Source organism: Amphritea atlantica, from assembly GCF_024347255.1.
Classification (GTDB): Bacteria; Pseudomonadota; Gammaproteobacteria; order Pseudomonadales; family Balneatricaceae; genus Amphritea; species Amphritea atlantica.
Genome location: NZ_AP025284.1, coordinates 4,536,432 through 4,561,937 on the forward strand (window position 1 = coordinate 4,536,432; position 25,506 = coordinate 4,561,937).

The 25,506-nt window shown below is 53.4% G+C and carries 25 protein-coding genes and 1 other RNA gene; 12 read left to right on the top strand and 14 right to left on the bottom strand.

From position 1 onward, the window contains the following. Positions 1-100: 100 nt before the first annotated feature. The 6 genes from gcvH to OCU43_RS21015 all read right to left on the bottom strand — a co-directional run bounded on the left by gcvH (position 101) and on the right by OCU43_RS21015 (position 6,535). Positions 101-493 (bottom strand): glycine cleavage system protein GcvH, encoded by a 393-nt coding sequence (gene gcvH / locus OCU43_RS20990; RefSeq protein WP_091360452.1) that lies wholly within the window; start codon positions 491-493, stop codon positions 101-103. Positions 494-516: 23 nt separating this feature from the next. After that, entirely contained in the window at positions 517-1,623 is a 1,107-nt protein-coding gene (gene gcvT, locus OCU43_RS20995) for a glycine cleavage system aminomethyltransferase GcvT (protein WP_091360450.1), read from the bottom strand. A 241-nt stretch (positions 1,624-1,864) separates the two neighbouring features. Next, on the bottom strand, positions 1,865-3,124 hold the full coding sequence (locus OCU43_RS21000) for a UbiH/UbiF/VisC/COQ6 family ubiquinone biosynthesis hydroxylase (RefSeq protein ID WP_091360448.1): 1,260 nt from the start codon (positions 3,122-3,124) through the stop codon (positions 1,865-1,867). A 45-nt stretch (positions 3,125-3,169) separates the two neighbouring features. Beyond that, the gene (gene ubiH, locus OCU43_RS21005) at positions 3,170-4,444 is read right to left on the bottom strand and encodes a 2-octaprenyl-6-methoxyphenyl hydroxylase (RefSeq protein ID WP_091360446.1); all 1,275 of its coding nucleotides are present in this window, start codon (positions 4,442-4,444) and stop codon (positions 3,170-3,172) included. A 67-nt stretch (positions 4,445-4,511) separates the two neighbouring features. Continuing rightward, on the bottom strand, positions 4,512-5,825 hold the full coding sequence (gene pepP, locus OCU43_RS21010; RefSeq protein WP_091360445.1) for a Xaa-Pro aminopeptidase: 1,314 nt from the start codon (positions 5,823-5,825) through the stop codon (positions 4,512-4,514). Positions 5,826-5,842: 17 nt separating this feature from the next. After that, positions 5,843-6,535, bottom strand: coding sequence for a UPF0149 family protein (locus tag OCU43_RS21015; protein ID WP_091360443.1), 693 nt, complete (start codon positions 6,533-6,535; stop codon positions 5,843-5,845). Positions 6,536-6,578: 43 nt separating this feature from the next. On the opposite strand from OCU43_RS21015, the gene OCU43_RS21020 reads away from it, so the two are divergent. The 4 genes from OCU43_RS21020 to OCU43_RS21035 all read left to right on the top strand — a co-directional run bounded on the left by OCU43_RS21020 (position 6,579) and on the right by OCU43_RS21035 (position 8,025). Further along, positions 6,579-6,788, top strand: coding sequence for a hypothetical protein (locus tag OCU43_RS21020; RefSeq protein ID WP_091360442.1), 210 nt, complete (start codon positions 6,579-6,581; stop codon positions 6,786-6,788). Further along, entirely contained in the window at positions 6,785-7,078 is a 294-nt protein-coding gene (locus tag OCU43_RS21025) for a cell division protein ZapA (protein WP_091360440.1), read from the top strand. Before OCU43_RS21020 ends, OCU43_RS21025 begins: the two co-directional genes overlap by 4 nt. Positions 7,079-7,214: 136 nt before the next feature. Further along, positions 7,215-7,394: non-coding RNA, 6S RNA (gene ssrS, locus OCU43_RS21030), on the top strand. Positions 7,395-7,419: 25 nt separating this feature from the next. Next, positions 7,420-8,025 (top strand): 5-formyltetrahydrofolate cyclo-ligase, encoded by a 606-nt coding sequence (locus OCU43_RS21035; RefSeq protein ID WP_091360439.1) that lies wholly within the window; start codon positions 7,420-7,422, stop codon positions 8,023-8,025. Positions 8,026-8,031: 6 nt separating this feature from the next. Here OCU43_RS21035 and OCU43_RS21040 read toward each other — a convergent pair whose 3' ends face one another. Together OCU43_RS21040 and OCU43_RS21045 are read right to left on the bottom strand one after the other, a co-directional pair. After that, positions 8,032-8,157 carry a hypothetical protein gene (locus OCU43_RS21040; protein WP_261832957.1) on the bottom strand — a complete coding sequence of 42 codons (126 nt, stop codon included), beginning with the start codon at positions 8,155-8,157 and terminating at the stop codon, positions 8,032-8,034. Positions 8,158-8,344: 187 nt separating this feature from the next. Further along, positions 8,345-9,265, bottom strand: a complete 921-nt coding sequence (locus OCU43_RS21045) for an AEC family transporter (RefSeq protein WP_091360437.1) — start codon at positions 9,263-9,265, stop codon at positions 8,345-8,347. A 299-nt stretch (positions 9,266-9,564) separates the two neighbouring features. Here OCU43_RS21045 and OCU43_RS21050 point away from each other — a divergent pair, with 299 nt between their 5' ends. After that, on the top strand, positions 9,565-10,077 hold the full coding sequence (locus tag OCU43_RS21050) for a glycine cleavage system transcriptional repressor (RefSeq protein WP_091360436.1): 513 nt from the start codon (positions 9,565-9,567) through the stop codon (positions 10,075-10,077). Between the two features lie 72 nt (positions 10,078-10,149). On the opposite strand, the gene OCU43_RS21055 is transcribed toward OCU43_RS21050, so the two are convergent. The 3 genes from OCU43_RS21055 to argH form a co-directional block, all read right to left on the bottom strand. Further along, positions 10,150-12,132 carry a HAMP domain-containing methyl-accepting chemotaxis protein gene (locus tag OCU43_RS21055; protein WP_091360434.1) on the bottom strand — a complete coding sequence of 661 codons (1,983 nt, stop codon included), beginning with the start codon at positions 12,130-12,132 and terminating at the stop codon, positions 10,150-10,152. 186 nt (positions 12,133-12,318) lie between these two features. Next, positions 12,319-14,298: a HAMP domain-containing methyl-accepting chemotaxis protein gene (locus OCU43_RS21060; protein WP_091360432.1), complete on the bottom strand. Its 1,980-nt coding sequence runs from the start codon at positions 14,296-14,298 to the stop codon at positions 12,319-12,321. Positions 14,299-14,506: 208 nt separating this feature from the next. Further along, entirely contained in the window at positions 14,507-15,904 is a 1,398-nt protein-coding gene (argH, locus tag OCU43_RS21065; RefSeq protein ID WP_091360430.1) for an argininosuccinate lyase, read from the bottom strand. A gap of 185 nt (positions 15,905-16,089) precedes the next feature. Between argH and hemC the strand changes: the two genes are divergently transcribed. From hemC to OCU43_RS21085, 4 genes are read left to right on the top strand one after another with little or no spacing between them, the layout of a single operon-like run. Beyond that, positions 16,090-17,031, top strand: a complete 942-nt coding sequence (gene hemC / locus OCU43_RS21070; RefSeq protein WP_091360428.1) for a hydroxymethylbilane synthase — start codon at positions 16,090-16,092, stop codon at positions 17,029-17,031. Next, complete coding sequence (locus OCU43_RS21075; RefSeq protein ID WP_091360426.1) at positions 17,024-17,806, top strand: uroporphyrinogen-III synthase; 783 nt, start codon at positions 17,024-17,026, stop codon at positions 17,804-17,806. The genes hemC and OCU43_RS21075 overlap by 8 nt, the downstream gene beginning before the upstream one ends. Next, positions 17,803-19,098 (top strand): uroporphyrinogen-III C-methyltransferase, encoded by a 1,296-nt coding sequence (locus tag OCU43_RS21080; RefSeq protein WP_091360424.1) that lies wholly within the window; start codon positions 17,803-17,805, stop codon positions 19,096-19,098. The genes OCU43_RS21075 and OCU43_RS21080 overlap by 4 nt, the downstream gene beginning before the upstream one ends. Next, positions 19,098-20,354 (top strand): heme biosynthesis HemY N-terminal domain-containing protein, encoded by a 1,257-nt coding sequence (locus OCU43_RS21085; protein WP_091360422.1) that lies wholly within the window; start codon positions 19,098-19,100, stop codon positions 20,352-20,354. Before OCU43_RS21080 ends, OCU43_RS21085 begins: the two co-directional genes overlap by 1 nt. Before the next feature lie 361 nt (positions 20,355-20,715). Here the strand turns inward: OCU43_RS21085 and OCU43_RS21090 are convergent, their stop codons facing one another. Next, positions 20,716-21,324, bottom strand: coding sequence for a uracil-DNA glycosylase family protein (locus OCU43_RS21090; RefSeq protein WP_245756615.1), 609 nt, complete (start codon positions 21,322-21,324; stop codon positions 20,716-20,718). Further along, positions 21,302-22,525 (bottom strand): methyltransferase, encoded by a 1,224-nt coding sequence (locus tag OCU43_RS21095; RefSeq protein WP_091360419.1) that lies wholly within the window; start codon positions 22,523-22,525, stop codon positions 21,302-21,304. The genes OCU43_RS21090 and OCU43_RS21095 overlap by 23 nt, the downstream gene beginning before the upstream one ends. A 148-nt stretch (positions 22,526-22,673) precedes the next feature. Between OCU43_RS21095 and OCU43_RS21100 the strand changes: the two genes are divergently transcribed. Both OCU43_RS21100 and OCU43_RS21105 read left to right on the top strand, forming a co-directional pair. After that, positions 22,674-23,465: a UDP-2,3-diacylglucosamine diphosphatase gene (locus OCU43_RS21100; RefSeq protein ID WP_245756614.1), complete on the top strand. Its 792-nt coding sequence runs from the start codon at positions 22,674-22,676 to the stop codon at positions 23,463-23,465. A 202-nt stretch (positions 23,466-23,667) separates the two neighbouring features. Further along, positions 23,668-23,907 carry a Rho-binding antiterminator gene (locus tag OCU43_RS21105; protein WP_091360415.1) on the top strand — a complete coding sequence of 80 codons (240 nt, stop codon included), beginning with the start codon at positions 23,668-23,670 and terminating at the stop codon, positions 23,905-23,907. Here OCU43_RS21105 and OCU43_RS21110 read toward each other — a convergent pair. Next, positions 23,904-24,782, bottom strand: a complete 879-nt coding sequence (locus OCU43_RS21110) for a LysR family transcriptional regulator (RefSeq protein ID WP_091360413.1) — start codon at positions 24,780-24,782, stop codon at positions 23,904-23,906. The two genes, OCU43_RS21105 and OCU43_RS21110, sit on opposite strands and share 4 nt — an antisense overlap. Before the next feature lie 238 nt (positions 24,783-25,020). On the opposite strand from OCU43_RS21110, the gene OCU43_RS21115 reads away from it, so the two are divergent. Next, complete coding sequence (locus tag OCU43_RS21115) at positions 25,021-25,470, top strand: acyl-CoA thioesterase (RefSeq protein WP_175483574.1); 450 nt, start codon at positions 25,021-25,023, stop codon at positions 25,468-25,470. Positions 25,471-25,506 lie beyond the last annotated feature (36 nt).

A 25,506-nucleotide genomic window follows, 5' to 3' on the forward strand; every position in this document is an offset into this window, starting at 1 on the left:
TGCAGTTATAGTGTCGGGCAACCACAGCAATATCCTGTGTCCCCAGAAAACAGAAAGCCCCGCAGGGGCAGGGCTTAAATATCTATGATCAGAGTTCTGATCAGCTTTCAGCTTCGCACAGTTCCGCGTAGCCATCCGCATCCAGCAGGTCGTCGGTTTCGCTCTCATCGGAGAGACGGATCTGGACAAACCAGCCATCGCCATAAGGGTCGCTGTTCACCAGCTCAGGCGCATCTTCCAGCTCTTCATTGATGGCGATCACTTCACCACTCAGCGGCGCGTATACATCCGAAGCAGCCTTAACCGACTCGACTACACCCAGATCATCACCTGTAGCAAATTCAGCGCCGACTTCTGGCAGCTCAACAAATACTACATCACCCAGCAGATCCTGGGCATGATCGGTAATACCAATAGTAACCACGCCGTCACCTTCGTCACGGATCCATTCATGGCTGGCAACATACTTCAGATCACTTGGGATATCGCTCATTTTCTCTTTCCTACAGTGAGAGTTTATGAAAACACTTTCGCGCCATTGCGCACAAATGACGGTTTTACCACTTTTACTTCTACCAGTTTGCCACGCATATCAACATGACATGTATCAGCAATTTCAGCTGAAACCCGGGCCATTGCGATAGAACAACCCAGGGTCGGAGAGAAAGTACCGCTGGTGATCTCACCCGCTTCCTCACCATTAATCATCACTTTCTGATGGCTGCGAAGAACGCCCCGGCTTTCAAGTACCAGCCCCACCAGCTTCTGTTTTACACCAGCACTGCGCTGATTTTCAAGCGCCTGACGGCCGACAAAATCGCGATCGGCCGGTTCCCAAGCGATTGTCCAACCCATATTAGCCGACAGCGGAGAAATTTTCTCGTCCATATCCGAACCATACAGATTCATACCCGCTTCAAGGCGCAATGTATCACGCGCACCCAGTCCACAGGGAGCAACACCGGCATCCGCCAGCGCCTGCCAGAAGTCTGCAACATACTCCTCCGGCACCATCACCTCAAGTCCATCTTCACCAGTATAGCCAGTTCTGGCAAAAAACCAGCCTTCAGATTCAAGCCCCTGAAAAGGCTTCAGATTCTCGATCAGCTTGCCTCTGGATTCACTCACAACCGAGATTACCCGGGCCAGCGCATTGGGCCCCTGAATTGCCACCATCGCCAATTCCGGACGCTCGGTCAGCGCGACATTATCAAAGCCCGCGGTATGATCTGCCATCCAGCGCAGATCCTTTTCCCGGGTGCCGCAGTTGACCACCACGCGAAACCACTCTCCAGTGACATCCGGGTCGGTCATCAGGTAAACAATCAGATCATCAACCACACCACCGGTCTCATTCAGCATACCGCTGTAGAGTGCTTTTCCGCGCTCCTTCAACCGTATCACATCGTTCGCCAGCAGATAGCGCAGATACTCTTTGGCATCGGCGCCGGTGACATCAACCACCGTCATATGGGATACATCAAACATTCCCACATCGGTACGTACTTTATGATGTTCCTCAACCTGAGAACCATAATTTATAGGCATATCCCAGCCACCAAAGTCGACCAGCTTAGCATTCATCTGCAGGTGTTTCTGGTAAAGCGCGGTTTGCTGTCCCATATTCTTAACTCTTTTATCCTGAGCGACTTTGTCGTCACTCTGTAACTGACACTATTAATTGTTATTCAGCATTAAAGCTAAGGGCTATATCTGAAAAGGGCAGACAATGTATATAGAATTATCTGACAGTGCAAATTTTGCTCTCAGATTCACCCGGATCAATTAGTCTATATAACGTTTTTCCGCTATCGATAAGACTCTGCTGCTGCGCTATCGCTGTTACCAGGCGCAATTAAGCCGCTTAATCCCTGACAGGTCTGCGAGCCAGACGAGGCAGATTACCACTGAGCCCCATCGCCTGCTGAACGATATGATTTTTCACCGGTGCCAGGGTATTCAGCAGGCTCATACCGCTATTACGCAGCAATCGCGGTAACGGATTATGGGTGTTAAACAAACGCTTAAAGCCTTCCATTGTTGCCGCCATCTGCAGGTTTTCACTCTGCCGCGCGCGCTGAAAGCGACGCAGATGATATTCAGAATTCCAGGCCACTCCGTCCGTCACACCATCGATAATCGTTTCCGCCAGCGCCGCAGCATCCATCAACCCCAGGTTGACTCCCTGTCCAGCCAGCGGATGGATCGTATGCGCCGCATCACCGATTGCGGCAAAACCTGCCTTAACGTACTGCTTTGCATGGCGCTGGCGCAGCGGAAAGACGAACCGCTGATCGGTCTGTTGCACCGCCCCCAGGCGCTCTTCAAAAGCGCGTCCCAATGCCTGACAGAACTCGACATCATCCAGCTCCATCAGCGCTTTGGCATGGTCCGGAGAGGTTGACCAGACAATCGAGCTGAGGTGAGTGTCAGGTAGCGGCAAGAACGCCAGCGGGCCATCCTCAGTGAAACGCTGCCAGCAGGTCGCCTGATTAGACTTTTCCGTGGTCACAGTGGTGACGATGGCGTGATGCCCATAATCCCACTCCCACATGCCGATTCCCGCCAGCCGACGGGTATTCGACAGGGCGCCATCGGCCGCCACCACACAGCGCGCCCGGATCACTTCACCATTGCTGAGTGTCAGGGTACGCACGGCATCTGCGTCGGGTTCAGAGAGTTCCAGCAACCGTACAGCCACAGACAGTTCACAGTTTTCCTGATCCTGCACCCGATTCAGCAGTGCGGTCTGGGTCACCCGGTTTTCCACGATATGTCCGAGACAGGGTTCGTGCAGCTCAGCACAATCAAAGCGGATCGCCCCGCTACCCTCGCCATCCCAGACATCCATTGCCCGATAGGGCATCAAGCGCATCTGTTCGATCTGCTGCCAGGCACCGGCCACTGTTAATACCTGCTGCGAGGCTACCGTCAACGCGCTCACCCTGGGATCATAGCCGTTTGCCCGCTGACTTTGCTCCCACGCCAGCGCACTCACCGGATCGATCTCCCGGCTTTCAAGAATACGGATACGCAGACCGCTGTCTGCCAGTAAAGCCGCGAGTGTCAGCCCCACCATACCGGCACCGACAATCACCAGATCTGTTTCGTTATTGTGTGTCATTCGAGTCCTCTCACACCGCTATGCAGCAGGCAGATGCAGGGTAAATTAGCGCAGATCCGGGGTGGGCTGATCAAGTCCCATGGCACTGCGGGCAAACACTGTTTTCGCCAGCGGGCAGATATCCAGCAACTGTAAACCGGCACTGCGTCCCAGCGCCAGCAGAGGGTTACTGTTGGAGAAAAGTTTCATGGTTTTGTCACTGAAACCGATGGTTTTTTGCTGATCCTGACGCACCTGCCGGGCAAACCGGGTCAGATGGTTGACATCCCCCAGACCGATACCCGCCTCCCGGGCCCGGATCAGCTCAGCCGCCAGAGACACCACGCCCCGTAGCGCCAGATTATAGCCCTGACCGGCGATAGGGTGCAGCGCATGGGCGGCATTGCCAAGCACGATCAACCCCTGCCGCACCTGCTCATCGGCGACACTGAGCTTCAGCGGGTAACTGTAGCGTTCCCCCACTTTAACAAACACGCCGGCCCGGTAACCAAACCGCTCATGCACCCGCTCAATAAACGCCCGGTCGTTCAGCGCCATCAGTTCCTCTATCTGGTCATCGGGCACGGTCCACACCAGCCCCATCCGGTGACGAACTCCGGTTTGTCCGCTAGCGGAATCTGCGGGCAGATCTTCAAGGGGCAGAAGCGCCATCGGCCCGGTATCGGTGAAGCGTTCATAGGCGATATGGTGATGGCTGGTTTCCGGGCTGATATTGGTGACCAGTGCATGCTGATGATAGCCCTGCTGTTGATAACCGATCCCCAGCTGCTCGCGCAACCCTGAACGGCCGCCATCGGCCATCACCACTAATTCAGCTGTCAGCGAGTGTTCAGATCCCCCGGCACTCAGTGTCACCGCCATATTCTGCTGCTGGTAGCTTACTGCGGTTACCTCAGCAGGGCAGAGCAGATCAATATGCGCCGCATCCGGCTGAGCTAAGCGATTCATCAGTACCCGGCCCAGCCAGTGATTTTCTACCACATACCCCAGCGCAGCGACGTTTTCCTCCCCGGCATTGAGTCGGGACACACCAAATCGCCCCTTATCTGACACATGGATATCAGTGATGGGAGAGAGATGTTCACACAGCTGCTCCCAGATACCGATCTGTTCGTAGATCAGACGGCTGCCATAGGCCAGCGCCGTCGCCCGGGCATCATAACTGGGCTGGTATTCAACACTGCCGGCATCAGTCATCGGAAACGCTTCAACCACCGCGATAGACAGCCCCAGCCGTTTCCCGGCAGGGATCAGCGACGCAGCAAGACTGGCCCCTACCATACCACCACCAATGATCAAAATATCGTAATGCTGCTTCATAGTCGTCCGGGTTATTAACACGTAAGGCCGCCTGCAACAGGCGTGAAAAGATACTTGTACATAAGGCTTAGCGAGCCATTAACTGCTCGATCTCAGCCACACTTTTTGGTACACCGGCACTGAGAATCTCATAGCCATTTTCGGTCACCAGTACATCATCTTCAATACGGATGCCGATACCTCGCCATCTCTTATCCACATGTTCGTTCTGTGGTGAAATATAGATGCCCGGTTCCACGGTCATTACCATACCCGGCTCCAGAGGCCGCCAGTCGCCATTCACTTTGTAATCACCAACATCATGCACATCCATACCCAGCCAGTGGCCGATGCGGTGCATATAAAACGCTTTATAGGCGCCACTTTCAATCAAGCCTTCCAGATCACCTTTGAGCAGCCCAAGATCAATCAGTCCCTGGGTTAATATCTCAACCGACAGATCATGAATACGGATCCAGGGCACCCCGGGGCGAATCGCTTCGATACACGCCAACTGAGACTTCAACACCAGCTCGTAAACCGCCTGCTGTTCCGGACTGAACTTCCCGGAGACAGGAAAGGTGCGGGTAATATCACCGGCATAGTAGTCCAGCTCACAGCCCGCATCGATCAGCACCAGATCACCGTTTTTCAGCTCATCCCGATTCTCGGTATAGTGCAGCACACAGGCATTATCACCGCCACCGACAATGGAGGAGTAAGCAGGCAGGCGGCAGCCGTTCATCGCAAAATGATGCGTAATCTCCGCCTCCAGCTGATACTCAAGCAATCCCGGCTGACACGCCTTCATCGCCCGGACATGGGCTTCTGCTGAGATCCGTCCCGCAGCCCGCATCACCTCAATCTCTTCCGCTGATTTAAACAGCCGCATCTCATGCAGAAGGTGATCAAGCATAACAATTTCAGATGGCGCAACCGCTCCCAGACGGGCTTTCTTACGGATACTGTTGAGCCAGTCACGCACCTGGCCATCGAGCGCTTCACTGCTTCCCATGGAGTAATAGAGCCGTGCCCTGCCCTCCAGCAGCTCAGCCATCCGCTCATCCATTTCGGCAACGGGGTAGGCCTGATCGGCACCATACTGTTTACACACCCCTTCAGGTCCGGCGCGATAACCGTTCCAGATCTCCATCTCAGGGTCCCGGTCACGACAAAAAATCACCACCTGCCCCTCACTGCGCCCCGGTATCAGCAGCAGCAGTGCGTCCGGCTCATTAAAACCGGTCAGATAATAAAAATCGCTATCCTGACGGAAGGGATACTCAACATCCCGGTTACGTGGCACATCTGCCGCTGCCGGAATAATCGCAACACTGCCCGGTGCCATCTGATCCATCAACTGCTGACGACGGGCGGCAAAACCTGACTGACTGATTCGCATCTCGGTAGTCACTCCTGTTAGTGAAGGGTTGCACCCGGTGCAACCTCCTCCGGTGACGGCGGAGCATTAAACTCGCCAAAGATCATCATCGATGAGATACGGACATATTCCTGCAGCTCCATCAGATCCGCCTCACTCTCTTCGTCTGCTTCAGGTTCCAGCTCAATCTGAGCGATCTGCTCCATATCGGCAAGCGCTTCTTTCAGCTCATCCGAGAGCGATTCATTGGTATGTCCACCCTGCAGACCAAAACCAGTCAGATAACCCTGACACCAGCATCCCAGAGCTTCGGCCCGTTCAGCCATGGACAGATCATCATCGGGTAGCAGCAGCTGAAAGCCGAAATCGCCCTGCTCCAACTGCGCTACCACGCCGTCATAGAGGTCGGTAAATGCGAGCTTAGAGGACTCATGGCGAAATTCTGTAATATCGGTCAGCTCAGCGGCCAGCTTCAGCCAGGCTTCGTGACTGAAGCGGGCACCAGCGGACAGATAGCCGCACAACAAACCGTGCAACTCAGCAGCGCTACTGGTCATACTGTCTTCGGCGACCAGCACATCGCACATTTCATAATATTCGGGGAGGTAATCTTCGGGGGACTGCGTTTCGGGCATGGCGGAGCTACTCTGTATCGACTTAACTTTTCTGGATTCATATCCTAGCACTTCAACTACGGTGGCACCACGAAACAGCACTCGATTACCAACCATTTTCCGCTTATCATACTGTCTCTGATAACTGAGTCTTATACCTATGTCTGCGCAAGCGTTCGATAAACTGGAACAACAGATCAATGAGCTGATCCGGCACTGCCAGCAACTTGAGCAGTCAAACCGGGATCTGCACCTGCAAATCGCAGCACTGAAAGAGGAGCGCAACCAGCGCCTTCAGATCACCGGGCAGACAGAGCAGAAAATCGAAGCGATGATCAGTCGCCTTAAAACACTGGAGCAGCAGGCATGAGCAGTTCCCCGCGAAATATCTCCGTCACGCTGCTGGGCAAAGAGTATGTAGTCGCCTGTCCGGCGGAAGCTGAGGGGGAGCTACTGAAAGCAGCCGCTTATCTGGATAAAAAGATGCAGGAGATACGAGCCGGAGGACGCATCATCGGCTCCGAAAAGGTTGCCGTAATGGCGGCACTGAATATCACCTATGAGCTGCAAACAAACCAGGCGGCAGAACGCAACGAGACCCACTCCCGACTCAATCAGCTGAGCCAACTGATTGAGCAGACACTGCCGGATACCCCCTGATCCTGCCATGAATATTTTTCATCTTTAATTAATAGACTTGCTTTTCATAAGGTTACTGACCAGCCAATTTATCTGTTAGCACAGTTAAGTTTTATTTCAAGGCTGACATTCCGTTTCGGAGCGGTATAATGGAGCCAGCTCCCTGAGGTTATTGGTAGTCTGATTTAGTCCCTTGAGCCGATAATCACACTTTTGGAAGCTTCCTGGTTAACTGATGTGCATGTCCGCCAGACGGAAAGCCTAATGTTCTCCGGAGGCTGCCACCTTGAACCTTCGGGTTCAGGGCCGATATCAGCGCCGCAACCCTGGGGAGTCTTTTCTTTTTCTTCTGCACCCAACCTATGAATAAAGCCACAGATTTTAAACAGAATCTGCGTCGTCAGATGCGCAAAGCGCGGCGAAGCCTGACTCCCGCACAGCAACGTCAGCACGCGCACGGATTACTCGCAACCTTACGACGGCTAACTCAGTTCCGCCGCAGTCGCACCATCGCGCTCTATCTTGCCAGCGATGGTGAGATCAGTGCCGAACAGGTAATCGATTACTGCCGCAAACGGGGTAAACAGTGCTTCCTTCCCGTGCTCCATCCGGTTCGTCATAACCGCCTTTGGTTTATTGAATACAAAAAAGAGACGGTGTTAACGAAAAACATCTACGGTATCAAAGAGCCCTCAGTTATACGGGCGCCACGCCGCCCGGCCTGGGCACTGGACCTGGTGCTTTTGCCGCTGGTGGCATTTGATGATGAGGGCGGTCGGCTGGGTATGGGTGGGGGTTACTACGACCGTACCTTTGCATTTAAACAGAGTTGGCGTAAAGACAGGGGAACCCGCCTGATCGGACTGGCTCATGACCTGCAGAAAGTGGACCAGCTGACAACCGAAAGCTGGGATATACCACTGGAAGGAGTGGCCACCGAGCAGCGCTTCTATAACGCTGCCCAATAACCGGATTTAGTTATTAAACACCTGCCCGACTATCGAGGCAAACTCGATATCGGCATGACTGACACCTGTAAAAACGGTTCCCAGTACAAACACAGCGATTAACACGACAACCAGATCGGGTCCTTTTTTCATTTTTTTACTGCTCGGAAAGTTTATTTCACTAAGTCAAAAGCGCGCACATTCTTCCATAAAAACGAAAAAACACAAGCATTTTTACCATGTATTTTTAAGACGTTACATACGCTTTATCGACAAATGCTTTAAAAGCTTAAGAGAAGACAGCAATTCCATGACATAAGTTCCATCTTTTCCCAGAAATTCACAGAAAAAGTGGGAAAATCGACAAAACCACCGGCATTATCAGCATAGAAAGCAGTGTTTGGCCGGTTATGATTGCAGACATCAGTACTGCATCGCCCCCCAGTTGCCGGGCCAGAACATATGCAGAAGGCGCTGTTGGCAACGCACTGAAGAGTATCAACACCTGAGCGACCTCGGGAGAAACAACAAACAATCGACAGATCAGCAACATCAGACAGGGAAACACCACCAGTTTAATGATGCTGCTATAGATAACGGCGCCACCCGCCTTACGCAGAGCAGTAAGATTCAGTCCGGCACCGACCGCCAACAGTGCCAGGGGCAAAGCGATACCGCTCAATAAGCCCGCCACCGAAGCCACCATCCACGGCAGACCAATGCCCGACAGATTGAGAAAAATACCCACAAAGCAGGCAACTATCAGCGGGTTTTTCACCACCGCCAGCAAAGCGCTGAGGTATCCGGCGTCCTTACGGGTGTAAAGACTAAAAATCAACACACAGAGAAGATTTAACAGCGGCACCATCACCGCAATAATCACCGCCGCAACCGCCACCCCGGTATCCCCAAACAGAGCGGCTCCCGAGGCCAGCCCCACATAGGTATTGAAACGCATCCCTCCCTGATAAACCGAGGTAAAGCTGCTGTTCGCCATCGGTCTGAAGCGTTGAACACCGAGCAGAATCAGCGTGCCAGTAAACAGTAGCAGAATCACCGCCAGGGCAACCTCTGCAACCGGAACAGCCCCCACATCCGCAAGGCTCAGCTTGTAAACCAGCAGTGTCGGGAACAGCAGAAAATAGATCAGCTTTTCTGCAGGCTCCCAGAAACCATCGCCGGGAAAACCAGTCCGGCGAATAATATGTCCAATACATAACAATGCAAAAACCGGCCATAAAGCCGTGAGAATCCCGCTCATCTGTGTATATAATCCAATAGATCTTTGCCCTACAGCTGCGGTTAGATGGCAGGCAATAAGAGCAACCGATACGAAAGTAATCAATAATCTGTGGAATTATGGGATGATCAACCCTGGTTGTCAGCACTTTTTGCACGCGGCAGCTATTCTTCTGAAGAGAGATCAGGAGTGTAAATCCGGTAATATCCCGATCAGCTCTACTCGCAAAGTTTGATACGCCTGTACATCACAGGCAGGAATGACGGCCGATATCAACGGGGACAGTGATCCGGCCTGGCTATATAAAAGGAGTAACTATAATGACATCCCTCGTACTGACCGTGATCGCCCCGGACAAACCCGGACTGGTAGAACTGCTGTCCCAGACCATCGCCAGCAATGAAGGTAACTGGCTGGAAAGCAGCATGTCCCGTCTGGCGGGTAAATTTGCCGGCATACTGATTGTATCCGTTCCGGAAAACCACGCAGACTCGCTGATTGAGGCGCTGCAGCAGTTGCAATCTCAGGGTTTGAAGGTGATCGCTGAGCGCAGCACTGAAGCAGACGCCTCCAGTGAGAGTAATAATATTACGCTGGAACTGATCGGCCACGACAAGCCCGGTATTGTCCGGGAGATCTCGCAGGCGCTTAATCGTTACAGCATCAATGTTGAACGGTTATCCACAGAGCTGGTCAGTGGTTCAATGTCCGCTGAGCTGCTGTTCAAGGCAGACGCTGAGCTGACTGTTCCTGTAGGCGTTGATCTGGAGGATCTACAACAATCACTTGAAGCGATTGCCAACGATCTGATGGTGGATATCACCCTGAACTGATACCGACTACAGTTACATAAAAAGCCCGCCAAAGTGCGACGGGCTTTTTTGTTGCTAAGGTAGTCCTGCTTCTCAACTGATCGAGAAGCGTGCCAGTAATGACTGCTGCTGCCTGGCAACATCCAGCAGTTCCTGACTGCTTTCAGAGGCGACCACAGCCCCCTGCGATGTCTCCGCTGCCGTGACATTGATCGACACCAGCGTCTGACTCACTTCTGCCACCGCCTGCGCCTGCTCAGTCGCTGCAGTTTCAATGAAGGCGTTCAAATCCCGGATATGCGACACCGCTTCATTCATCGCCTGCAACACCTGCTGCGACCGACCCGCTTGTTCAACACAGTTCTGGGTTTGCTCGAAGCTCTGGTTCATCACCTCGGACACCCGGGTGATGGCATTCTGCATGTTACCGACCATCTCCTGAATATCCTGAACCGAGTCACGGGTACGCCCGGCCAGCCCCCGGACCTCATCGGCTACCACAGCAAAACCTCTGCCCTGTTCCCCCGCACGGGCCGCCTCAATAGCAGCGTTCAATGCCAGCAGATTTGTTTTTTCAGCGATATCCTGAATCGTGGTCAGAATCATAACGATCTGGTTACCAAACGCTGCCATCTCATTACTCACCCCCATCGCCTGATCAATACCCTTAGCCTGGGTTTCGATACTGGCAACGGTATCCAGCATCTGCTGACTAACATCCTGACTCAGCGCTTCGAACTCATGCACCGCCTGCAGTGTTGTCTTACTATGACCAGCCACTTCAGAAACACTGTGCTCCATCTCCACCGCGGCCGAGGAGGTTTGCTCCAGCTTCATCCCCTGAGTACTCATCGCTTCAGTCGTTTGCTGGCTAATCGAGGCATTGCGGTTAGCCACACTGGATAAACGGTCAGCCCCCGAAGCGACTTTCTGCAGGATATCCCTCAGCTCCTCAACGACAGAGTTCAGGTAACGGCTCAGATCACCAAACTCATCTTCGCGCTTAACCTCAAATACGACACTCAGATCGCCCTTGCGGAATGCACTCAGCCCCGAATGAATATGCGCCAGTGGTACCCGGATAGTCTGCATCAGTATGATCGCCACGATCAGGCCAGACACGACGGAGCCCACAGAGAGCGCTAATATGCCCACCTGACTGAAATTAACCAGTTGCTGTGCCTCGTTCCGGGCATTCCCGGCCAGTTCATGATTGGCTGCGATAAACGCACTGACCGCCGCGCGCGCCTGAGAAATCAGGTTATCGGTTTTTTTCAGGCTTTGCGCAAGCACAGCCTCAGCCTCAGCCTTCTGTTTGTAATAGTCAACCAACCCTCCCTCTTGATAGAGATGATTATTGACTGAATTAATGGTGCGTTTTAACAGATAGAAATTGGGAACGTCAGAGTCGATCGCCGCCAGCGCCTGCTTCAGCTTTCCCTTATTGTCTTTCAGCTCTTTTTCCAGTTTGGCCATATCATTAGTGCGCTGAAAATCCACCAGATGAAAACGGTGCATACTGAACGCCACCATCAGGTCATCCGCTTTGTCCAGCACACTCTGATCCACCTGATTCTCGTACAGGGATTTTACCCACAGGTTGAGAGTATTCCCCAGCCCCTGAAAATCAATCTCTGCCTGTCGGGTCTGAAACTCCAGAATCAGCGACTGCTTCCGGTCAGCCATCACTTTTTCGGTCACGGCAAAAAACTCTTTGCTAACCGTCTGAACCTTATCGATACTGGCTTTCAACTCTGGATCACCGGCCGCTTTTTCAGCCACAACAATCTGCGCATCATTAAACTGAACGATCCTCGCCTTTACAGCCTTCTTTTTCTCGTTGAGTTGCTTAATCCGGTCCTGTGACAATGCCGCAAACAGTTCAGAGTTAACCTCTTCCAGATAGACCAGTTGCTGAAAGCTACCCGATAGTGAAGGGATCACATTGTCAGAAACATTGAAGAAGTGATTCGAAATAGTTTTACTGCCAAACAAACCACCCGCTCCAACAACGATAATAAACAGCACCATTAAAGAGAAGCCTGCCGTTAGTTTGTGGGTAATATTCAGTCTCATACGCGCTCCAGCATCCAGCCTTTTATGCAGGCTAGTGATGATTATAGTTATAGTGAGGTATCGAATCAGTGTGGCAATTTACCCGGTTGTGTATCAGAGGTCTTTGCCGCTCTCCTCAGGTTGAGTAGTTAAATATAGCTAACCGCCCGGGAAAATCCGGGCGGTTATAGCGTCGCAGGAATCGTGTCATATAGAGAAACGAGCCAGTAACGATTGCTGTTGACGAGCAACATCAAGCAGCGTCTGACTGCTTTCAGCAGCACTCTCCGCCCCTCTCGTAGTTTCTGCCGCAGCGTTACTGATCGAAACCAGCGTCTGACTGACCTCCGCCACCGCATCCGTCTGCTCAGTGGCTGCGGTTTCAATGAAGGCATTAAGTGCACGGATATGCGCTACCGCTTCATTCATCGACTGCAGAACCCCCTGAGATCGCCCTGCATGCTCAACACAGGCCTGGGTCTGTTGATAACTCTGATCCATTACTTCTGTGACCCGCAGAATAGCACTCTGCATATTCCCCACCATGTCCTGAATATCCTGCACCGAGTCCCGGGTACGCCCGGCCAATCCCCTCACTTCATCGGCAACCACCGCAAACCCCCTGCCCTGTTCTCCCGCACGAGCCGCCTCAATCGCGGCATTGAGCGCCAGCAGATTAGTTTTTTCCGCAATATCCTTAATGGTTGTCAGAATCATCACGATCTGATTGCCAAACGTAGCCATCTCCTGACTGACCCCCATCGCCTGATCGATTCCCCGGGCCTGCTTTTCAATACTGTCGACGGTCTCCCGCATCTGCTGGCTGACATCATGACTGAGGTTTTCAAACTCATGCACCGCATTCAATGTTGTCTTACTGTGTCCGGCCACCTCAGAAACACTATGTTCCATCTCCACAGCAGCCGAGGAGGTTTGCTCCAGCTGCATACTCTGCAGGTTCATCGACTCCGTTGTCTGCTGGCTGATAGAGGCATTCTTATTGGCCACAGTAGACAACCGCTCAGCGCCATCTGCAACCTGTTGTAATATTGACTTCAGACTCGCAACCACCTCATTGAGATAGCCGCTCAGATCACCAAACTCATCCTGTCGGCTCACGTCAAAAGTGACATTCAAATTACCTTCGCGCACGGCACCCAGCGTCTTGCGGATATGCGCCAGTGGCAAGCGGATAGTCTGCACCAGCACAATCGCGACGATCAGGGCAAATATCACTGCGCCCAGCGACAAGCCGATGATCAGTAACCGACCGGTAAACACCTCCTGACTGGCCTGTTCCTGGGCATGATTAAGAATCTGATTATTCTTCGTTATAAAATCTTCAACGGCTGCGCGAGTCTCATCGATCAGTTGATAAGTCTGCTCCAGACGGGCACCCTGCGCCTTTTGCGCCGCATTCATCACGCGCAGATAAGCGACCAGCCCATCCTCCCCGTAAAACTGTTGCTCAAAGACATTAAGATCATCCTGCGCTGAGCGGAACGGCCCACCTAAGCGGATAATTTTCTCATAATCCTTGCGAATATCCCCTTTTCTGGTGGCCAGCACTTTTTCCAACCGTCCCATCGCCTGGGTACGGCTGAAGTTCATCAGACGGGAACGGAAAATACCTATGGTCTTGGCCAGATCCTTACCCGCTGCGGCAATCGGCGTCCCACTATAATCAACCTGAAGCCTGCTCAATGAAGTGGAAAGCGCATTGTCGGCCTTACGCAACTTTATATCAGCATCAATAATATGCCGCTCATTGTCCAGAATACTCCTCTGTTCAAGCAGTACGGTATCGGCCAGGGAGAAGTACTGATCAACCCGCGCAGCAACCTGATTTAATGACTCACTCAGCACCTCATCATGAGCCACCCGCTCAGCTAATGCCTGCTGATCGACCCTGAACTGTTCCAGTTGCTGCTTAAATGATTCACGCTGCAGATTAAGCTCTCTGACGCGCTTTTCCGACAGCGCGGCAAACAGCTCATTGTTCGCTTCCTCAAGCCGTACCAGTTGCCGTAAACCCTCTGTCAGCGAAGGCACTACATTCTGTGTGACATTCTCAAACTTCTGCGAGATCAGCTGTATCGCGCCTACACCTCCGGCCCCCACAACGATGATAAAAACGACCATCAGGACAAAGCCTACAATCATTTTATGGGTGATATTCAGTCTCATGTGAACTCCGCCAGCCCGTTAATATTCCATTATTTATTATTTGCCTGTTAACGCGTGAAAATATAGTTCAGGGTCAACCCGATACCCGACTAATCTACCGTGTTATACAACTAAAGGCCTATCTCTATATCCCACGCTGGGTAATAAAGCTACAAAAAAACCCGCCAGGGCTCACCTTAGCGGGTTCGATAATGCGGTATTATTACTATTAGCTACGTTGTGACAGCATCTGTTCAGCCCGGTCGCAGGCCAGGCGTACCTGATTTGGAGCGGTACCGCCAATATGATCACGGGCACTGACAGAGCCGTCCAGTGTCAGCACATCGAAGACATCTTCGCCGATCTGACCGGAGAACTGTTGCAGCTCTTCCAGGCTCATTTCACCCAGATCCTTGTTCTGCTGAATCCCGTAAGCCACCGCTTTGCCGACAATCTCATGGGCATCACGGAAGGGAATCCCCTTGCGCACCACGTAGTCTGCCAGATCGGTCGCGGTGGAGAATCCCCGCAACGCCGCTTCACGCATATTGTCCCGTTTCGCTTCAATCGCCGGCACCATATCGGCAAAAGCCCGCAAACAGCCTTTGACCGTATCGATCGCATCGAACAGCGGCTCTTTATCTTCCTGATTATCCTTGTTGTAAGCCAGTGGCTGAGACTTCATCAGCGTTAACAGTGACATCAGATGGCCATACACCCGGCCGCTCTTACCCCGCACCAGCTCGGGCACATCCGGGTTTTTCTTTTGCGGCATAATAGAGGAGCCGGTGCAGAAGCGATCCGGCAGATTGATAAAGTTAAACTGCGCAGACGCCCACATCACCAGCTCTTCAGAGTAACGGGTCATATGCATCATCAGCACACTGGAAGCCGCACAAAACTCGATAGCAAAGTCACGATCAGAAACAGAATCCAGGGAGTTCTCTGTCGGAGCGGTAAAACCCAGCAACTCAGTAGTCATATGACGGTCAATCGGATAGGTCGTCCCGGCTAGCGCCGCCGCGCCGAGTGGTAGAATATTAACCCGCTTACGGCAATCGACAAACCGCTCATAATCCCGACTAAGCATTTCAAACCAGGCCATCAGGTGGTGCCCGAAGGTCACCGGCTGGGCAGTCTGCAGATGGGTAAAACCTGGCATCACAGTATCCGCTTCCTGACGGGCAAGGCCCACAATCCCCTGCTGCAAACGACTGATCTCAGCCAGCACATTATCGATCTCATCACGCACATAGAGGCGGATATCGGTGGCAACCTGATCATTACGGGAGCGCCCTGTATGCAACTTCTTACCGGTAATACCGATCTTCTTCGTCAGCGCCGCTTCGATATTCATATGCACGTCTTCCAGTTCGATCGACCACTCGAAGTTGCCACTTTCAATATCAGCTTCAATCTCACTGAGCCCCTGAAGAATATCGGCACATTCAGCTTCGGTCAGCACCCCCACCTTAGTGAGCATTTTTGCATGGGCGACTGAACCCTGGATATCCTGCTTGTACATCCGCTGATCAAACTGCACCGACGCCGTAAAACGGGCAACAAAGGCATCCGTTGGCTCATTAAAACGGCCACCCCATTGCTGGTTGGTTTTTTCTTCACTCATGCTGAAACCTCAAATCTGTCATCCGTGCCGAAGGCAAGCGGATCTTGTCCTGAATCAATGGCGGGCATTATACAGCAACCTGCCCCCCTCCCGCATGCCCGATCAGCTGTTACCTGTCCGCTTATCTGTTAAAATCGGTAATTATTTTGCGTAGTTGACCGGGCAAACGCCCTCCAGGATTCTGTATGACCGATAAAGTAGTCCGTATCGCCACCCGTCAAAGCCCCCTCGCCCTGTGGCAGGCAGAGTATGTTAAAGCTGAGTTAGAGAAGTTTCATCCCGGCATCAAAGTAGAACTCATGGGATTTACCACCAAAGGGGATGTACTGCTGGACTCGCCTCTGTCAAAGATTGGCGGCAAGGGACTTTTTGTTAAAGAGCTGGAAGTCGCAATGCTGGCCAATGAAGCCGATATCGCCGTACATTCAATGAAAGATGTACCTATGGAGTTTCCCGAAGGCCTCGGGCTGGCAGTCATCTGCCCACGGGAAAAGCCCACCGATGCGTTTGTTTCTAACCATTACAAATCAGTTGATGAACTGCCTCAGGGGGCAGTCGTCGGCACCTCCTCGCTGCGCCGGGAAGCACAGCTGAAAGCTGCCCGCCCCGATCTGCAGATCAAAACCCTGCGGGGCAACGTCAACACCCGTCTGCGCAAGCTGGATGAAGGCCAGTACGACGCGATTATCCTGGCAACTGCCGGTTTGCTGCGCCTTGAAATGGCTGACCGGATCGCCAGCGAGATCACCCCGGAAGAGAGTCTTCCGGCCGGTGGTCAGGGCGCCGTAGGCATCGAGTGTCGTAGCGATGATGCAACCACTATCGAACTGCTCAAACCGCTGCATGATCAGCAAACCGCCTACCGCGTTACCGCCGAGCGGGCCATGAACCGTCGGCTGGAAGGCGGCTGTCAGGTACCTATCGCCTGTTATGCCACCCTCAATGAAGCCAGTGATGAACTATACCTGCGCGGTCTGGTAGCCAGCACCGATGGTACCCAGGTCCTGCGGGATGAGTTACGCAATAGCCCGGATAATGCTGAAGCGATGGGTATCGAATTGGCAGAACGCCTGCTGGCGGCCGGTGCCGATAAGATTCTGGCAGACGTTTATCAGCAGAATGGCTAACCCCCGGATACTGGTCACCCGCCCCGCGCATCAGGCAGAGGGGCAGGCTGAATTGCTCGCCGGTCTTGGGCTTGACCCAGTTCAGCTGCCGCTGCTGGAGATCACCCCGGTCAGTGAATCTGATCCGGGCTTTGCTCTTTTAAAAAGCCGGATTATGGATCTGGACCTTTACCACTCGGTGATCTTCATCAGCGCCAATGCGGTCACCGCCGGGATGGATCTGATCGACCAGTACTGGCCGCAGCTACCGGTAGGCATCCAGTGGCTGGCTATCGGCCGTCAAACAGCAATTCAGCTGGAAGCCTATGGTATTACCGCCCTTCAGTCAGCCGCAGGCTATGACTCCGAGGCACTGCTCTCTCTGCCCCAGCTGCAGCAGGTTGGCGAACAACGGATATTAATTATGCGTGGCGCAGGGGGACGGGAAACCCTGGCGCAACAGCTCAGCCAGCGCGGTGCCCGGGTTGATTATGCTGATCTCTACCGGCGCAGTCTCCCCCCCTATACCTCCGGACAGATCAGCAGTACTATCGGAGACAAACCCTTTGCTGCGGTGTTACTGACCAGCGGAGAAGCACTCAACAACCTGACAAAACTCATATCTGAGCACGGTCTCAAAACGCTGCAGCGTACAACATTGGTGGTACCCAGTGAGCGAGTTGCCCGAATTGCAAACGAGTTAGGCTATACTCGGGTTATTACCGCCAGCGGGCCGGATAATCAGGCCATGGCAGAAACAGTTTTATCGACTATCGATATGGATGACAGAACATGAAAAAAAGCGGGAATAACAATCCAGCCACTTCAGAAAAGCCAGAAGAAGTGATTGAGGGAGAGCTGATCGAAAAGGAGAACGCCCCCGCCAATAAGCCTGATACTGCAGAGTCGCAAGCTGAAGAGACATCAGAGACAAACAAAACTGCTGCAGAGAAGCCAGAAAAACCGACTGTGGGTAAGCCAAAACAGGAAGCGCCACACGCAACTGAAGCACCGGCGAAAGAACCTCCGGTAAAAGAGCAGCCAAAACAGAAAGCCAGTTGGGCCGGCCGCATCGCGCTGTTGCTGGCACTGATCGCCCTGGCCGGGGTCGGCTATCTCTACTGGCTGCAACTGCAGGAAAAAAACCAGCTGCAGCAGACCCGGCAAGATGCCGCCGCTGAACTGAGCGGTACTCTGGAGAAAAGCCAGCAGCAGTTTAATCAGCAACTCGGGGCACTCAATCAGAAATTGTCAGCCCTGCAGAGTAAATCAACCCAGGATCAGGCCAATATCAATGAGCTTCAGAACCGCCTGACCCGCAGTATTCAACAGGTCACCGCAGCACAAAAGAATGACCGGGCTGACTGGCTGCTGGCCGAAGTCGAATATCTGTTGCGACTGGCCAACCAGCGGGTGCTGATGGAGCAAACCCCGAACGGGGCACTGCAACTGTTGCGCTCTGCCGATAAGATTCTCAGCGAAACCGACGATGTCACCATCTACGATATTCGCAAAGCAGTCGCCGCCGATATTGCCGCACTGGAAGCGGTGCCTCAACTGGATACCGAAGGCGTGTTCCTGCGCCTGGGCGCGCTCAGCGCACAGGTGGATCAGCTGCAGGTGATCCCGCTGACCGAACAACACAAACTGCCGGAGCTGCTGGATCAGGTGAACAGCGAGGAGTTTGCCGCCAGCTGGAGTGCCGATATCAAGCAGGCCTGGGCAACACTGTCCGATAAAGCCAGCAAACTGATCGTTATTCAGGATCGCAGCGAGCCAGTCGAACCGCTGCTGTCACCCCAGCAGAGTTACTATCTGCAACAAAACCTGCACCTGATGCTGGAGCAGGCTCAACTTTCGCTGCTGCAACGGAAGCCGAAAAGCTACCTCAACAGCCTGACTAAGGCGCAACAGTGGGTGGGGACTTACTTTGAACAGAACCACAGTAATACCCAGGCCCTGCTGAAAGCCCTGAAAGACCTGGAACAGGTTGAAGTGGCTCCGCAGATGCCGGATATCTCCGGATCACTGAAAGCCCTGAAGAGTTACCTCAAAGAGATGCGCAAGCTGAAAGAGGGGGCTGCCTGATGAAACGCATATTTATCCTGCTGCTGGCATTTATGTTTGCCGGCACCTGGATCGGTCAGAAGATGATCCAGGATTCCGGCTATACCCTGTTTGCCTACGGCCAGACCACCGTTGAGATGAGCCTGTGGGTCTTTCTGGTACTGATTGTCGCGCTGTTTTTCGCCCTGCACTGGGGCATCAACCTGTTCAAGCGCTCTCTCAAATCAGGTACACATCTGCGTCTCTGGAGCGGCAGTCGTAAAAGCCGCATCGCCCATGACAAAACCCTTAAAGGCCTGATTGCCCTCTCTGAAGGAAACTGGTGGAAAGCCCAGCGTCTGTTATCCATCTCTGCAGATAACGCCGACCTGCCGCTGATCAACTATCTGGCGGCTGCCCATGCAGCTCAGGAACAGGGCGATGAAAAAGCCTGTGACGAACTGCTGCAAAAAGCCAGAGCCTCCACACCGGAAGCAGAGATCACGGTCGGTATCAATCAGGCGCAGACCCAGTTAGCCCGGGGACAACTGGAGCCCAGTCTGGCTACTCTGCTCAGCCTGCGTAAAAAAGCGCCGAAAAACACCTACGTGATGAAGCTGCTGCGCAAGGTTTACATTCAACTGAACGACTGGCAGTCACTGCAGGCACTGATCCCAGAACTGCGCAAAAACAAAGCGCTGAAACCTGAAAAGCTGCTGCAAACCGAACAGCTGTGCTACCAGAAGCTGCTGGAACTGAGTATTGTCTTGCCGGACAGCGCGTCCTCCGACGAGAAGCGCAAAGCCCTGGCCGAAACCTGGCATAACATGCCCGGTCAACTGACCCAGGATGATCAACTGGCCCGCCACTACACCCGTCTGCTGGTGAGCATCGGCGCAGAATCTAAAGCGGAACCGGTGATCCGTGAGCTGATCAAACGCAACTGGGACAACGAGCTGGTCAACCTGTACGGCCGCATCGAAGGAGAAAACCCGAAGAAGCAGCTGGATACTGCCCGCAGCTGGCTCAAAGATGACCCGCTCAACCCCGACTTGCTGCTCACCCTGGGCCGCCTGTCACAACGCAACCAGCACTGGGGCAAAGCGATCACCTACTTCGAACAAAGCCTGGAGCTAAGCCCCAGAGCCGAAACCCTGAGCGAACTGGCCAGACTGCTGAAAAACCTCGGCGAAACGGACAAAATGCGCCAGTTGATGGATAAGCATCTGGGAGTTATCGGCGGCGGACTACCAGCCCTGCCGCTACCGCAGAAAGGGACGAAGCTGACGGCGTTATGAGTCGCTAGAACGCAGCAAAAAAGCGCTGTTTAAAAGCAGTAGCTAGACGTCGCTTCGCGACTTGCTAGTTGTTAGTGGCTAGAAAAAGCGGAAAGAAAAAAGCATAAAGAGAAGAGAGCCATTGGCTCTCTTTTTATTTGTGTACTACGGGCGCTACCGCCTTCTACCAACGCTATTCAACTTAAATAAGTCATAGCGCTAATCGCCGCAAGGTACCCAGAAGGCATGCTAGCGCGCCGCCCTCAATAGCAAAGATAAAACCAATAGACCTGTTTGCTCGATGCTTTTTCTAGCAAGGGCGCAGCCCGTCTAGCGAGTCGCGCAGCGACGTTCTAGCGAGCAACGTGCTTTTCGTTGCGGTCTAACCACTTACAACTATTTCCCTCACCCGCTTCTGCAGCTCTGGCACCAGCTCCGCCTCAAACCATGGGTTGCGTTTCAGCCAGATGTTATTGCGTGGGCTGGGATGGGGCATGGGGAACACTGCCGGGGACTGGCCCTGACAACAATAATCCCGCCAGCGGGAAACAATCTCTGTGACTGAACCCTTCTCTTGCAGATGCCAGGCCTGGGCATACTGGCCAATCACCAGTATCAGTTGCAAGTTTGGCAGGCGATCCAGCAGTTGCTGGCGCCACTGGGGGGCGCACTCTTTGCGTGGCGGCAGGTCACCGGACTTCCCTGTGCCGGGAAAACAGAACCCCATCGGCAGGATCGCCAGCTGTTTCGGGTCGTAGAAGATTTCAGCACCGATCCCCATCCACTCCCGTAAACGCTCACCGCTGGGGTCGTTAAAGGGGATGCCGGTTTCATGGACCCGCCGGCCGGGGGCCTGAGCTGCGACTAAAACCCTTGCGCGGGGATCAAACTGGAACACCGGACGCACGCCATCCGGCAGATGGGGCAGACAGAGATCGCAGGCCTTGATACGGGCAATCAGTTGCGCATCAGTCAGTGCTTCTGATTTCACTTCTGGCCTCCATTTTTCGGGCTGAAAGCATAATATTACGCGGTGTGACGGAGCGATCACAGAAGGTACCCAGCTCGACATGATAACCATAGGACTCAAGATCGCAGGCCAGATCCAACACCAGCCAGAGCTCAATCGCCCGGCGAAAACAGTTGCGCAGCAGTGATAAACGCATCACGACATCATAGCGCTGCCAGCCAAGTGCTTCCGCTGCTTCCCATTGGGTTTCTAGAGGCAGTTGTAACTGTTCGCGCTCAGCGAGTTTATGACAAAATTCGCTATAACTGAGCTGTAGCCAGGGTTTTGATACCGGTTTCATGGGGCGATACTGGTCACTGCCCAGCACCCGGTTACATAGTTCAATATAGCCCAGTTTCCAGGCCATCTCCCGATCGCGGCTGACCACTTCCCGCTGTCCGGCGGTGACGGTTTCGGTAACCGCCAGACGCAGGTCATCCCGGCTCAGCTGCAGTGATAAGCCCGCGGTTCTCGGCTGGTATCGATGTTCAACGCCAAACGCATAACAGCAGGGCACCAGATCCAGCGCATCCAGATGCTGATCAATCGCGAACCGTTCCAGTGTGCGATGCAGCTCACCGCATGCATGCAGAGCGATAGCGTGATGGCCCGCAGCGTTCAGCTGAAGATCCGGCTGTAACAGATCGATCACCCTGAACTGTTGAGGAATATTCAGGCGCCGGGCCTGCTGTTCACCCATACGACAGAGTTCAGTGTTCCATTCCAGGGTGGTCACCAGTTGTTGCCAGCTCCGCCCCAGCAGGCGACCCAGATGCCCTTTGCCGCCGCACCATTCGAGCAGTGGTGAGTGCACCGGCCCGATTCCCCGGGCAAACGCTTCGATCTGCGTCCGTTTGCGTCCGGGCATCCCATCAAAAAAGCGGTTCTCCGGGAGGCAGTATTCAGCTGACGAACGCTCAGGTAAGCGGCATAACTGCCGCAGGGATGCGATCTGCGGCAGGTAGTGGCCGATCCAGTCCTGCAGCGCTTCGGAGTCATGATTAAAGCCGGCCAACTGCCGTTCATCCAGTGCCAGCAACGCTTCTGTCAGTTCGGGATAGTGAGTACACCACTCAGGCCGGTGCAGTTTGAACGGCTGCGGCCGCCACAGGTGTGCCGTGGCAACAAGCTGCTGATCGAGTTGCTGTAATCGCTGCTGGCTGTATGTGAGTGATGTTGTCATGGCGCTATTCTAATCGTCAGCAGTGTTCCGACCTAGCGCTTTGAACTGATTTATCCACAGCCTTGTGTAACGATCTGTTCATCTTTTTTAAAGGCCCCTGTCATTTACAACCGCCATACTGCCCACAAACTGATTGATGGACGGTGATATGCAGAATATCCACACCATGTTTATCTCAGATGTACATCTGGGCACCCCGGATTGCCAGGCAAAACTCCTGAGCGAAGCCCTGACCCAACTGGCACCGAAAAAGCTTTATCTGGTGGGCGATATTATCGACCTGGCGGCGATGCGCAAAAAAGCGGTTCTGCCCCAGGATCAGCAGTTGCTGATCGGCCAGTTCTGGCAGATGGCAAAAGATGGCTGTGAGATTATCTATATTCCCGGCAACCATGATGCGCCAATGCGTAAAATCTGTGGTTTGAAACTGGGCAAGCTACAGATTCGACGTAAGGCGATCCACAAAACCCGTGATGGTCGCCGCTTTCTGGTGTCCCATGGTGATGAGTTCGATGGCCATGTGCGCATCCATCCACTCATGCTGTTACTGGGAGATCAGGGCCATCAGTTGCTGCTCTGGCTGAATCGCAGTTATAACAAACTGCGTCAATGGCTGAATATGCCCTATCGCTCGCTGGCAGCGATGATAAAGCAGCGTTTCAGTACTGCTCAGCGCTATATTGAACACTTTCAGCAAGCCGCCTGCACCGAAGCCAGCCGCCAGTCTCTGGATGGCTATATCGGCGGTCATATACATCAGGCGGGCTTTACCCACCTGAAAGGCACCCTTTACTGCAACGACGGCGACTGGGTCGAGCACTGTACCGCACTGGTAGAAACCGACAACGGCACGCTTCAATTATTGGAGTGGCCGACCATGAAAGTTATCAGCGAACCTGCAGCACTGATGCAAATCACTGCCGATCTGGTTCACACCTGAGTCGAGACCAGATCTCGCCGGCAGCGTCGCCCCCCATAAACATGTTTGTCGGCAGACGTTTAGAATCTGTTCAATGACCTTCGCTCAGCACCATCTGCGGTTTCTGATATGAAACAGTACAGCCTCTGCCAGATGAGCTAAACTGGAACAACAATTACCTCCTCCCTCTAGGACACAACAGAACACAGGCGATGCCCGGCTGATGAAAGACTATATCCCTATCCAGTGCGCCCTGCATGACAGTTATGAACTGGCCTGTATGCGCAACCTTATTGATCTGGTGATCTGGCAGGACAGTGAAGGTCATACCCTGCGGCAAAAGCTGCGCTATCAGACCATCGATATCCGCAACGGAGAAGAGTTTCTGATCGCCGTCGATGAGCACGGCACACAACAACGCATCCGTCTGGATATGATTCAATCGCAACCGCCGGGAAGCTAGCCGACGTTAAGCCCGCCGCGCCAGCTGTCACGCGCGGCGAACACCGTAAACAGTTGCACCATCTCCTGATCAGAATGTTCCCGCCAGACACAGGCGACGGTGCGTGTCAGGCCAAAATCGGAGATCGGAATACTCACCGTTCCCGGTTCGATCACGGTCTCCGCGAGAATCGCTGCGGCCAGGTTGTTGCGCACCATGGTCAGTGCCCATGAGTCATTATCGGTGCGGCAGGTAATGCGGGGCTGTGCCTGTTCGGCAAGAAAAACCCGTTTGCCTTCGTGCAGCACTTCGCAGTTTTTACGCAAGACCATCGGCAAACCATGCAGATCGGCCAGGCGTATGCTGGCACGATTAGCCAGATCATGCTGCCGGGACACCATCAGTTGAAAGCGCTCCTGATAAAGCGGCAACTGGGTTCGGGAAAAGTCATCGCCGCCCATCGAGGTCAGCAACATATCTACCTTTCCCTGCCCCAGTTTATTTGCCAGTTCAACTTTGTTGCCGGTATGCAGATGCAGTTCCGTTTCCGGGTAGGTGGTATGAAACTCATGCAGCAGGTTATTGATCGGCGGGGTGTTCAGGGTATCCAGCATACCGATTCTTAACTGCCGTGGCCGGGGCGCATTCATCAGCTCACTTTTAGCGGCACTGCACTCTGCCAGAATCGAGAAGGCCCGGTCTCTGAAGCGTGACCCGGCGGGGGTCAGAGTAACCTGTTTATGCCTTCGGTGCAGCAGTTCGACCCCCAGTTCCTCCTCCAGTGTCTTGATCGCTGCAGACAGGGCTGGCTGGGTAACAAACATCTTCTCCGCCGCTTTGGTAAAGCTGCCGGTTTCCTGAACCGCGAGAAAATAACGAATCTGCCTAATCTCCATTAACTGGTTGCTCCTCTGGTAATCACTCCAGCGACCCTGCCAGACCAGGCTGAGCGCCGCTGAAACATTCTAACGTCTCACCAACACCTATAATTCTAATTTATAGATCGAATAATAATTAAAGATTTTACTTATTTGCCAGATTAAACCTAAATAGACCTGTCGCACTAGTATCAACACAACATTATTAATCATTACACCGGCACTTCGCCGGATGGACAGACAGGTATACCCTAAGATGAGCAGTGAGATTCTGGAACGTTTTCCAACAACCATGGAGATTCCGATCGCCTGGGGCGATATGGATGCCTTCCAACATGTCAATAATCTGGTTTATCTGCGCTGGTTTGAAAGTGCCCGGATCGACTATTTTCGCAGCTGTGACTTTACCACCGTGATGCAGGAAACCGATGTCGGCCCGATTCTGCGTGACAGCCGCATCCGTTACCGGATTCCCCTGACATTTCCCGGCAACGTCATCTCGGCCTGTCGGGTCACCCGGCTGAAGCATGACCGCTTTACCATGGAACATCTGATCTGGAGTCCGGAACATAACGCAGTGGCCGCAGAGGGGGAAGGCACTATCGTTTGCGTTAACTACCGTAAAAATAGTAAAGCTGAGGTTCCGCCGCTCTATCGCCAGCGGATAATTGAGCTGGAACCCATCACCCCGGAGATTTTTGACTAACGGGCAAACGCACCCGTTATACCGTTCAGCCCATGA

Excerpts from the sequence above, each read along its gene's own strand:
- gcvH (WP_091360452.1), bottom strand. The coding sequence starts at position 493 with ATGAGCGATATCCCAAGTGATCTGAAGTATGTTGCCAGCCATGAATGG.
- OCU43_RS21055 (WP_091360434.1), bottom strand. The coding sequence starts at position 12,132 with ATGAGACTGAATATTACCCACAAACTAACGGCAGGCTTCTCTTTAATG.
- OCU43_RS21040 (WP_261832957.1), bottom strand. The coding sequence starts at position 8,157 with ATGAAAAAAGGACCCGATCTGGTTGTCGTGTTAATCGCTGTGTTTGTA.
- OCU43_RS21080 (WP_091360424.1), top strand. The coding sequence starts at position 17,803 with ATGAAAAAAAGCGGGAATAACAATCCAGCCACTTCAGAAAAGCCAGAA.
- OCU43_RS21105 (WP_091360415.1), top strand. The coding sequence starts at position 23,668 with ATGAAAGACTATATCCCTATCCAGTGCGCCCTGCATGACAGTTATGAA.
- OCU43_RS21025 (WP_091360440.1), top strand. The coding sequence starts at position 6,785 with ATGAGCAGTTCCCCGCGAAATATCTCCGTCACGCTGCTGGGCAAAGAG.
- OCU43_RS21095 (WP_091360419.1), bottom strand. The coding sequence starts at position 22,525 with ATGACAACATCACTCACATACAGCCAGCAGCGATTACAGCAACTCGAT.
- ubiH (WP_091360446.1), bottom strand. The coding sequence starts at position 4,444 with ATGAAGCAGCATTACGATATTTTGATCATTGGTGGTGGTATGGTAGGG.
- OCU43_RS21015 (WP_091360443.1), bottom strand. The coding sequence starts at position 6,535 with ATGGTTGGTAATCGAGTGCTGTTTCGTGGTGCCACCGTAGTTGAAGTG.
- OCU43_RS21050 (WP_091360436.1), top strand. The coding sequence starts at position 9,565 with ATGACATCCCTCGTACTGACCGTGATCGCCCCGGACAAACCCGGACTG.
- OCU43_RS21100 (WP_245756614.1), top strand. The coding sequence starts at position 22,674 with ATGCAGAATATCCACACCATGTTTATCTCAGATGTACATCTGGGCACC.
- OCU43_RS21020 (WP_091360442.1), top strand. The coding sequence starts at position 6,579 with ATGTCTGCGCAAGCGTTCGATAAACTGGAACAACAGATCAATGAGCTG.
- OCU43_RS21085 (WP_091360422.1), top strand. The coding sequence starts at position 19,098 with ATGAAACGCATATTTATCCTGCTGCTGGCATTTATGTTTGCCGGCACC.
- OCU43_RS21075 (WP_091360426.1), top strand. The coding sequence starts at position 17,024 with ATGGCTAACCCCCGGATACTGGTCACCCGCCCCGCGCATCAGGCAGAG.
- gcvT (WP_091360450.1), bottom strand. The coding sequence starts at position 1,623 with ATGGGACAGCAAACCGCGCTTTACCAGAAACACCTGCAGATGAATGCT.
- OCU43_RS21000 (WP_091360448.1), bottom strand. The coding sequence starts at position 3,124 with ATGACACACAATAACGAAACAGATCTGGTGATTGTCGGTGCCGGTATG.
- OCU43_RS21045 (WP_091360437.1), bottom strand. The coding sequence starts at position 9,265 with ATGAGCGGGATTCTCACGGCTTTATGGCCGGTTTTTGCATTGTTATGT.
- OCU43_RS21115 (WP_175483574.1), top strand. The coding sequence starts at position 25,021 with ATGAGCAGTGAGATTCTGGAACGTTTTCCAACAACCATGGAGATTCCG.
- OCU43_RS21035 (WP_091360439.1), top strand. The coding sequence starts at position 7,420 with ATGAATAAAGCCACAGATTTTAAACAGAATCTGCGTCGTCAGATGCGC.
- hemC (WP_091360428.1), top strand. The coding sequence starts at position 16,090 with ATGACCGATAAAGTAGTCCGTATCGCCACCCGTCAAAGCCCCCTCGCC.
- argH (WP_091360430.1), bottom strand. The coding sequence starts at position 15,904 with ATGAGTGAAGAAAAAACCAACCAGCAATGGGGTGGCCGTTTTAATGAG.
- OCU43_RS21060 (WP_091360432.1), bottom strand. The coding sequence starts at position 14,298 with ATGAGACTGAATATCACCCATAAAATGATTGTAGGCTTTGTCCTGATG.
- pepP (WP_091360445.1), bottom strand. The coding sequence starts at position 5,825 with ATGCGAATCAGTCAGTCAGGTTTTGCCGCCCGTCGTCAGCAGTTGATG.
- OCU43_RS21110 (WP_091360413.1), bottom strand. The coding sequence starts at position 24,782 with ATGGAGATTAGGCAGATTCGTTATTTTCTCGCGGTTCAGGAAACCGGC.